The 9548-nt window shown below is 72.6% G+C and carries 6 protein-coding genes; 4 read left to right on the top strand and 2 right to left on the bottom strand.

The features are described 5' to 3' along the window. Window positions 1–206: 206 nt before the first annotated feature. Both AB0L74_RS23810 and AB0L74_RS23805 read right to left on the bottom strand, forming a co-directional pair. Window positions 207–1289, bottom strand: a complete 1083-nt coding sequence (locus tag AB0L74_RS23810) for an NDP-sugar synthase (protein ID WP_365655765.1) — start codon at window positions 1287–1289, stop codon at window positions 207–209. A 114-nt stretch (window positions 1290–1403) separates the two neighbouring features. Then, on the bottom strand, window positions 1404–2864 hold the full coding sequence (locus AB0L74_RS23805) for a peptidoglycan recognition protein (RefSeq protein WP_365655762.1): 1461 nt from the start codon (window positions 2862–2864) through the stop codon (window positions 1404–1406). Between the two features lie 150 nt (window positions 2865–3014). On the opposite strand from AB0L74_RS23805, the gene AB0L74_RS23800 reads away from it, so the two are divergent. The 4 genes from AB0L74_RS23800 to AB0L74_RS23785 all read left to right on the top strand — a co-directional run bounded on the left by AB0L74_RS23800 (window position 3015) and on the right by AB0L74_RS23785 (window position 9492). Continuing rightward, on the top strand, window positions 3015–3770 hold the full coding sequence (locus AB0L74_RS23800; protein ID WP_365655759.1) for a TIGR03089 family protein: 756 nt from the start codon (window positions 3015–3017) through the stop codon (window positions 3768–3770). Between the two features lie 253 nt (window positions 3771–4023). Beyond that, entirely contained in the window at window positions 4024–5247 is a 1224-nt protein-coding gene (locus AB0L74_RS23795; protein ID WP_365655756.1) for an LCP family protein, read from the top strand. A 239-nt stretch (window positions 5248–5486) separates the two neighbouring features. After that, on the top strand, window positions 5487–7292 hold the full coding sequence (locus tag AB0L74_RS23790; RefSeq protein WP_365655753.1) for an LCP family protein: 1806 nt from the start codon (window positions 5487–5489) through the stop codon (window positions 7290–7292). Window positions 7293–7749: 457 nt separating this feature from the next. After that, window positions 7750–9492: an LCP family protein gene (locus AB0L74_RS23785; protein WP_365655750.1), complete on the top strand. Its 1743-nt coding sequence runs from the start codon at window positions 7750–7752 to the stop codon at window positions 9490–9492. Window positions 9493–9548: the final 56 nt, after the last annotated feature.

Here is a 9548-nt window from a genome sequence, read left to right as displayed (position 1 = left end):
GCGGTTGGCGCGTCAACACCGGAACGTTCTTGGCCGACCGATTCCGCGCCGTTCCGAGGACGGACACCCCCCGACGCGACCCGACCCACCCCCCCGCGAAGGCGCTACGCGCACCCCCACCGAAGCCGCACAGGCGCCGCAGGCACGACGCCGCACCCCCACATGAGCCGCACCGGGGCGCACCGGAGCCACAGGCCCCCGTCCGGCTACTGGTCGGACGAGAACCGCACCGCCCCCGCCGGGATCCGCGCGTCGCACCACACGCGGACGCCTTCGCGGAGTTCGTTGTCGGGCCCCACCACCGCCCCGTCGCCGACGACCGTCCCGGTGAGGACGGATCGTTCGCCGACGCGCGCCCGGCTCCCGATGAGGGAGTCGGTGACGACGGCGCCGGGTTCGATGACCGCCCCCGGCAGGATCGTGCTGCCGAAGACCCGGGCGCCCTCCGCCACGAACGCCCCCTCCCCCACCACCGTCCCGCCCGCCAGCTTGGCGTCGGGCGCGACGGTAGCCGTCGGCAGTACGAGCCGGTCCCCGCAGCGGCCGGGAACGGCCGGGGACGGCGCCCGCCCCAGCACCAGGTCCGCCGAGCCCCGTACGAAGGCCGCCGGTGTGCCGAGGTCCAGCCAGTACGTGGAGTCGACCATGCCTTGCAGATGGGCCCCGGCCGACAGCAGCTCGGGGAACGTCTCGCGCTCGACCGACACCGGCCGCCCCACCGGAATGGTGTCGATCACGGAACGGCGGAAGACGTACGCCCCCGCGTTGATCTGGTCGGTGACGATCTCCTCCGGCGTCTGGGGCTTCTCCAGGAACGCCAGCACCCGGCCCGTCGCGTCCGTGGGCACCAGGCCGTACGCCCGGGGATCGGTCACCTTCGTCAAGTGCAGGGAGACATCGGCCCCCGACGACGCGTGGGTCCGCACCAGCGCCCGGATGTCCAGGCCGGTCAGGATGTCGCCGTTGAAGACCAGCACCGGGTCGTCGGGCCCCGAGTGCAGACGGGCCGCCGCGTTGCGTATCGCCCCGCCCGTGCCGAGCGGCTCCTCCTCCGTCACGTACTCGAGGTGGAGCCCCAGCGACGCCCCGTCGCCGAAGTGCGGTTCGAAGACCTCGGCCAGATAGGACGTGGCGAGCACGATGTGCTCGACCCCCGCGGCTCTCGCCCGCGCCAGCTGGTGCGTGAGGAACGGCACCCCCGCCGCCCTGACCATGGGCTTCGGCGTGTGCACCGTGAGCGGGCGCAGCCGGGTGCCCTTGCCGCCGACCAGGAGGATCGCTTCTGTCACCTGTCGTCTCTGCTTCCTGCCGGGACCGGCCGAACTGTATTTCGGCCGGCCAGTGTATGCAGAACGCGACCTGGCACCGTCGACGGCCGTGCGGTGCCCCAGAACCCCAGCGGCTCAGCGGCCCTGATACCGCGCCGCGGTGGAGCGAGCCGTGCCGAGCTTGCCGTACAGCTTCCCCCCAGGGCAGTCCGTGACGAACCCGTCCCGGTGGCCCGAGATAACGTTCAGCCGTACGCTCTTTCCCTTTTTGTAGCGGTTGCCGCCCCCGGACGTCAGGTACGTCTTGCCGTTCGGATTCATCCCGTACAGCCCGAGCTTCCACGCGGTCAGCCGCGCGATGGCCGTGACGGCGGAGGAGGACGGCTTGGTCGAGCTGTAGGTGCCGATGACGGCGACGCCCATGCTGTTGGTGTTGAACCCGAGGGTGTGCGCGCCCTGGACCGGCTTCGCCACGCCGCCGGCGCGGCCCTCGTAGATCTTTCCGCACTTGTCGACGAGGAAGTTGTAGCCGATGTCCCGCCAGCCCATGCTCCCCACGTGGAAGCGGTAGATGCTGCGGATGACGGAGGGGGCCTGCGAGCAGGTGTAGTTGTTGCCGGACGCCGTGTGGTGCACGAACGCCGCCTTCACCTTCTTCGTGTAGACGAACTTCTTCTCCCGCAGTTTCTCGTCCGCCCCCCAGCCGCTGCGCGTGACGATGCCCGGTCGCGGGCCGACGTACGGCTCGGCCTTCTGCCGCTGCCCCGTCAGGGCACCCGCTCCCAGGGCGATCAGCTCGTTCACGGTCTGGGCACGGCTGAGGGCGGGGATCTCGGCGGCGCCGAGCGGGGCGAGGCCGGCGTTGGCCGCGGAGGCGGCGACGGCTTCGGACGACTGGGGGCCGGGAGCACCGGTGCGGGAGCCGTCCTCCGCCGGTACCTCCGGCGGCGGGTCGGTGGCCTCGCCGGGGTCGACGAGTTCGAGGCGCAGCCCGGCGGGAAGGCCCTGACCGGCCGGGACACCCACCGCCCGGAGCCCGCCACTTCCGCTGCCGTCCTCGTACCCCCGTTCCCGTCCGCCCCCGCCCTCCGCCCGCACCCGCACCTCGACGCCGTCGGACTCGCCCACCCACAGCGGCGCGGTGGCCCCGCGCACCCGCCCCGAGAGGCGCTCGGCCGTACCGGGGTCGGCCCCGTGGTCGGTGTGGTGCGTCTCAAGGTCCCGCCAGGGTGACCAGGCGCCGGTGGCGGTGGCCCGGGTGCGGACCTGGACGCGGCCGTGCAACTCGGTGTCCGGCTCGTCCCAGACGACGCCGACCAGCGAGAAGCGCTGTACGTCGCGGGCGGGCAGACCCTGTTCGGCGGGGCCGGCGGCGCGGTCGCGGGACAGCGGCCGAAGGGGGAGCGACTGGGTGCTGCCGGGAATGCGCGACCGGTCGGCCGCGGGCACCGGGTCCGTGGGTGCCGGCCGCCCGGTCGCGGGCACTTCCGCGGTCGGCACCGGTCTCGCGGGTGCCGCGGCCGCGGGCGGGGCGAGGGGGAGGGCGAGGGCGGCCGCACAGGTGACGCCGATGGGGGGAGCAAGAAATCCACGCATGACCACGATCCTGGTCATGAGCCAACAAATCTGTCCATCCGCTAATTGACGGCGTGTCGGACTTATTACCCCAAAGAGGTGGCGCAACGGCTGCGGCACAGACGCCCGTCCACTCGGTGGCCGGCCCCGCCGCCGCGTACGCTTGCACGGGTGAACGCGAGCGACCGTACCCCTGCCGACCTGCTGAGTTCCGCGCTCGCCGCGGACCCCGGGCGCCCCCTGGTGACCTTCTACGACGACGCGACGGGCGAGCGCGTCGAATTGTCCGTGGCCACGTTCGCCAATTGGGTGGCCAAGACCGCCAATCTGCTCCAGGACGAGCTGTCCGCCGAACCCGGCGACCGGGTGACGCTGCTGCTGCCCGCGCACTGGCAGACGGCGGTGTGGCTGCTGGCGTGCGCGTCGGTGGGCGTCGTCGCCGACGTCGCCGGCGATCCGTCGGCGGCCGACGTGGTGGTGAGCGGCCCGGAGACGCTGGAGGCGGCACGGGCCTGTTCCGGGGCGCGGATCGCGCTGGCGCTGCGCCCGCTCGGCGGGCGTTTCCCGCAGCCGCCGGAGGGCTTCGCCGACTACGCCGTGGAGGTGCCGGGCCAGGGGGACCGGTTCGTGCCGTACGCCCAGGTCGACCCGGAGGTGCCCGCCCTGATCGTGGCCGGACGCGAGTTCAGCGGGGCGGAAGTGGTGGAGCGGGCGCGGGCGGAGGCGTCCGGGCTCGGGCTGACGGGGCCGGGTTCCCGCATCCTGTCCGGACTGCCGTACGACACGTGGGAGGGGCTCAGCGCGGGCCTCTACGCCCCGCTGGCCACCGGCGGGTCGGTGGTGCTGTGCCGGCACCTCGGCCGGCTGGGGGCGGACGCCCTGGACAAGCGCATCGAGACCGAACGGGTGACGGCCACGGCCCGGTAGCCCCGGCGCCCCCCCGGCCTCTCTCCCGGCCCTCCCCAATCGCCCCCGCCGATCCCCGATCACTCCCCCGCCGCTCCCCGGCTCCGTCCGGCCCCGTCCGGCCCGTCGTCCCCCATTCGGCCCGCCCCGCCCACCTCCCGCCGCCCATCCGCGCCATGGTCGAAGGAGCGGCGGCGAGACCCGCGCGCATCCGGCGGCGGGAGGACCGTGGCACGCAGGACACGCTCGTACGACACGAGGGGTGGAGCCAGACGTGAGTGACACCGCGGGCGCGCCCGACGGGAGCGGGGCCGGCCGGACCCTGGGCCCGGGGGCGGGCGCGTCCGCGACCGGGGCGGCGCTGCGGCGCCGGCGCGGGCGGCGGCTGCTGCGCGCGGCGGGGCTCGCGGTGTGCGGTGCCGTCGTCGCCGCCGCGGGGGCCGGGTGGGCGGTGTACGCGAAGCTGGACGGCAACATCACGCCCGACGAGGCCGCCGCGGCCGAGCTCGCCCGCTACGCGAACGAGCGGCCCACCGTCCTGGTCCGCGGCGCGCGGAACATCCTGCTCATCGGGTCCGACACCCGCTCCGGCGAGGACAACGCCCGCTACGGGCGGGACTCGGGCACCGCGCGGTCCGACACCACGGTCCTGCTGCACCTGGCCGCGGGCCGGCGCAGCGCCACCGCCGTCTCGGTGCCCCGCGACCTGATGGTGCGCGTGCCCGGCTGCCGCCGGGCGGACGGGTCCCGGACCGAGCCGGTGTTCGCGATGCTCAACTACGCCTACGAGGCGGGCGGTTCGGCCTGCACCATCCGTACCGTGGAAAAGCTGACGGGCATCCGGATCGACCACCATGTCGTCGTCGACTTCCACGGCTTCAAGGAGATGGTCGACGCGGTGGACGGCGTCGAGGTGTGCCTGAGTGAACCGGTCGACGACAAGGCCGCCGGACTGAAGCTGCCCGCGGGCCGGGTGACGCTCGACGGGGAGCGGGCGCTCGGTTACGTCCGCGTCCGCAAGTCGCTCGGCGACGGCAGCGACACCGGCCGGATGGAGCGGCAGCAGCGCTTCCTGGCCGCGCTCGTCGACAAGGTGCGGAGCAACGACGTCCTGCTGAATCCGGTGAAGCTTTATCCGCTCCTGGACGCGGCCACCTCGTCCCTGACCACCGACCCGGGTCTGGCGACTCTGCGCGGCCTGTACGAACTCGCGCGCGGTCTGCGCGGCATCCCCACCGAGCGGGTGCGATTCCTGACGGTTCCGCGAGAGTCGTATGCGCGGGACCCCAATCGCGATCAACTCGTGGAGCCCGAGGCGCAGAAACTGTTCGACCGGCTGCGGAGGGACGAACCGGTCGCGGTGGCCCCGGGCGACTACGGGGCGTACGGCCGTGACAGCGGAAAGTCCCGGGAAATGCCGACCGGTGAACTCGGCCGCTCCCCGTCCCCGGCGCCCACGTTCCCGGGGAACACCGCCGCGGAGGACGGCTGCGCGTAAAGCGCGCTCCAAGGCAACACACAGGAAACGAACTCACGTGCCGTATAGGGGCGGATTGCCCGGGTGTAAAGGACGTGGAATTTGTCACCGGCGTCGTCCGGCGCTGAACTGGGCGGTTAGTGTGAGCGATCCGGTGTGCCCGACCGTACGGTTCGGCCTGAGGTCGCGCACTGATCGACCGAGACCCGAGCGCCTTGGGGGAAGGCGCCGCGTGGCCCCGACGGAGGATACGGACGACCGTGGACGCGCAAGGCCGTGGGCGGGCGGGGGACATCGACCCCGCAGACCAGTGGGTGCTCAACCCGAACACCGGCGAATACGAACTGCGACTGTCTCCTTCCGCACCGCAGTCGACCGTGCCCGGCCCGCGCCGGGCGGCACCCGGAAGGGCGGGTGCCCGGCGGGCCCGCACCGCGCCCGCCGCGCCGGGCGCGAAGGCCCCGGCGTCTCCGGCGGGCGCCGCCCCCGCTCCGGGGGACACCGCGCTCGCGCCGGGCCGTGACGCGCCCTCCCCGGGCCGGGCGGCTCCGTCGCGGCGCCGGCGCCGGGCCGCGCCGGAGGCGCCGCCGCCGGGCCGGCGCGGGCGGCGGCCGGCGAAGAGGAAGACGCGGGGCAAACGGATCCTGCTGTGGACCGGCGGCTCGCTGGCGTTCATCGTGCTCGCCACCGCGGGCACCGCCTACCTCTACCTCGAACACCTGAACGGCAACATCGACTCCCTGTCCGACGACGGCGCGAGCACCGGCGGCTTCCGCAAGGACCAGCCGATCAACATCCTGCTGATCGGCACCGACAAGCGCACCGGCGCCGGGAACGAGGGCTACGGCGACGCGGGCAGCGCCGGGCACGCCGACACCACGATCCTGCTGCACGTCTCCAAGGACCGCTCCAACGCCACCGCCCTCAGCATCCCCCGCGACCTCATCGTCGACATCCCCGACTGCCCGACCAAGCAGGAGGACGGGACGACGAAGATCATCCCCGGCGAGCAGGGCGTCCGCTTCAACACCAGCCTCGGCCAGAACGGCCGTACCCCCAGCTGCACCATGCGGACCGTCACCGAGCTGACCGGGGTCACGCCCGACAACTTCATGGTCGCCGACTTCAACGCCGTCAAGACGCTGACGACGGCGGTCGGCGGTGTCGAGGTGTGCCTGGCCAAGGACATCGACGACCCGGACTCGCACCTGAAGCTGGCGGCGGGCACGCACACCATCCAGGGCGAGCAGGCCCTCGCCTTCGTGCGCACCCGGCACTCGGTCGGCTTCGGCGGCGACCTGAGCCGCATCGGGATCCAGCAGCAGTTCCTGAGCGCGCTGATGCGCAAGCTCAAGTCCAACGACACGCTGACCAGCCCCTCCAAGATGGTGAAGCTGGCCGAGGCGGGCACCGAGGCCCTCACCGTGGACTCCCAGCTCAACAGCATCGGCAAGCTGAAGGACCTCGGGCTGGAACTGGGCAAGCTCGACACCAAGAACCTGACGTTCACCACCGTCCCGGTGGTCGACAACCCCAACGAGACGGTCAAGTCGACGGTGGTCCTGAGCGAGGCCAAGGCCGAACAGGTCTTCGCCATGATCCAGGACGACGTCTCCTTCACCGCGGTCGAGCAGCGCAAGAAGAAGGAGTCCGCCGCCGTCGCCGCCCGGCTCAAGGGCGCCAAGGCGGACCCCTCCGAGGTCCGCGTGCGCATCCTCAACGGCGGCGCGAAGGACGGCGCCGCCCAGCAGACCCTCACCTGGCTCCAGAACGACGAGGGCGTCACCAAGTCGGAGAACGCCGGTGACGCGCCGCAGGACCTGGGCAAGACCACCCTGGAGTACGCCCCCGCGCAGGCCGACCAGGCCCGCCGTCTCGCCGACATCCTCGGCCTGTCCGGTGCGGCCCTGAAGCCCGGCGAGAGCGTCGCCAACGCCCAGGGCCTGCCCACGATGACCCTGACCCTGGGGAGGGACTTCAAGGGCGCCGGCGTGAAGCTCAACGCCCCGCAGAAGGCGCCGGACGTGGAGAAGTCCACGGCGGACAAGGTGCAGTGCGCCAAGTGACGCGCCCCCGGCGGCCCTGAGCCGGCCGCCGGGCCGCGCCGGAGGCGCCGCCGCCGGAGCCGCCGGAGCCCCGGGGCCGCCGGAAATCGGCGTACACCCATCGCGGGGGTTCGTGCGTCCAACAAGACGTGAACGCGGAAGCGGCCACCGGCGCGGGAGCCGGGAAAACCGGAAAAGGGGCAGGACGCCACGGGACACCACGGGCGGACACGCTCCGTGCCCGGACGGACACCCGCTTTACCGCCGGTAGCGCCCCTGTCGTGGAAATAGGAGGAATTGCCCTGTTGTAGGGACATCGAATTTGTCACCTACGTCTTTCGACGCTGAACTGGGCGGATAGTGTGAGCGATCCAGTGCTCCCGCCGCGTGGCCCGCCCTGGCGTCGTGCACTGTGCTGACCATCACCGTGCGCCTTCCCCGGAAGGTGCCGCGTGCCCCGACGGAGGATCGGACGACCGTGGACGCGCAAGGCCATGGGCGGGCGGACGACATCGACCCCGCAGACCAGTGGGTACTCAATCCGCGCACCGGCGAATACGAACTGCGACTGTCCCCCTCCGCACCGCGACCGCCCGTGCCCGGCCCGCGCGGCGCGGGCCGCGGCAGACCCCCGCGCGACCGCGCGCCGTCCCCCCGCCGCGGAACGGACGGCGGCGAGACACGCCGTGAGGTCCCGTCCCAGCGCAGGCGCCGCACCGCGCCCGAGGAGCCGCCCGGGCGGCGCGGCCGCCGCCCGGAGCCGCAGGCGAAGAAGGGGCCCAAGGGCCGCAGGGTCCTGCTGTGGACCGGCGGCACGATGGCGCTGGTACTGCTCGCCGCCTGCACGGGCGGCTACTTCTACCTCAAGCATCTGGAGGGCAACGTCTCGGCGACGGACGTCGGCGACGCGGGCAAGAGCACCTTCAGCAAGGACGAGGCGTTCAACATCCTCGTCATCGGCACCGACAAGCGCACCGGCGCCGGGAACGAGGGCTACGGCGACGCGGGCAGCGCCGGGCACGCCGACACCACGATCCTGCTGCACGTCTCCAAGGACCGCTCCAACGCCACCGCCCTCAGCATCCCCCGCGACCTCATCGTCGACATCCCCGACTGCCCGACCAAGCAGGCCGACGGCTCCACCCAGGTCATCCCCGGCTCGCAGGGCGTCCGCTTCAACCGGAGCCTGGGCGAGAGCGGCCGGGACCCGGGCTGCACCATGCGCACGGTGAAGGAGAACACCGGCATCCCGGTCGACCACTTCATGATGGCCGACTTCAACGCGGTCAAGACGCTCACCTCGGCCGTCGGCGGCGTGAAGGTCTGCCTGCAGCACGCCGTCAACGACGAGAAGTCCAAGTTGAACCTGCCCGAGGGCGAGTCCACCGTCCAGGGCGAGCAGGCCCTGGCCTTCGTCCGCACCCGGCACGCCTTCGGCAACCAGGGCGACCTGGACCGCATCAAGGTGCAGCAGCAGTTCCTGGCCTCGCTGATGCGGCAGATGTCCTCCGGCGACACCCTGACCAGCCCCACCAAGCTGGTGAAGCTCGCCGAGGCCGCCACCAAGGCGCTGACCGTGGACTCCGCCATCCGGAAGGTGGGCACGCTCAAGGACATCGCCCTGGAGCTGAAGAAGGTGCCGACGAAGAACATCTCCTTCACCACGGTGCCGGTGAAGGACAACCCCGCCGAGACGGTCAAGGCCACCGTCGTCCTCGAAGAATCGAAGGCCCCCCAGCTGTTCGACACGATCGTCAACGACGTCTCGCTCACCGCGGCCAAGCAGCAGCAGAAGCGGGAGGCGGCCGCCGTCGCCGCCCGGCTCAAGGGCGACAAGTCGGCCCCCTCCGACGTGCGGGTGCGCATCCTCAACGGCGGCGCCCCGGCCGGCAGCGCCCAGGAGACCCTCGCCTGGCTCCAGACGGAGCAGGGCGTGGACAAGTCGGAGAACCTGGGCAACGCGCCCGCCGAGCTGGCCAGGACCACGCTCGAGTACGCCCCCGCACAGGCCGACCAGGCCCGCCGCCTGGCCGGCATCCTGGGCCTGTCCGGCGCCGCCATGAAGCCCGGCGAGAGCGTCACCAACGCCCAGGGCCTGCCCACGATGACCCTGACCCTGGGCAAGGACTTCAAGGGCGCGGGGGTCAAGCTCAACGCGGCGTCGCAGAAGGCGCCGGACGTGGAGAAGTCCACGGCGGACAAGGTGCAGTGCGCCGGCTGAGGCCCGCGAGCGGACCTGCGGGGCCCCTCGTACGTCAGACCGGACGAGGGACGGGC

This window comes from Streptomyces sp. NPDC052020 (assembly GCF_040680575.1).
Classification (GTDB): Bacteria; Actinomycetota; Actinomycetes; order Streptomycetales; family Streptomycetaceae; genus Streptomyces.
The sequence above is the reverse complement of the archived record's forward strand: the minus strand, read 5'-3'. Positions and strand labels throughout refer to the sequence as shown.

Excerpts from the sequence above, each read along its gene's own strand:
- AB0L74_RS23805 (WP_365655762.1), bottom strand. The coding sequence starts at position 2,864 with ATGCGTGGATTTCTTGCTCCCCCCATCGGCGTCACCTGTGCGGCCGCC.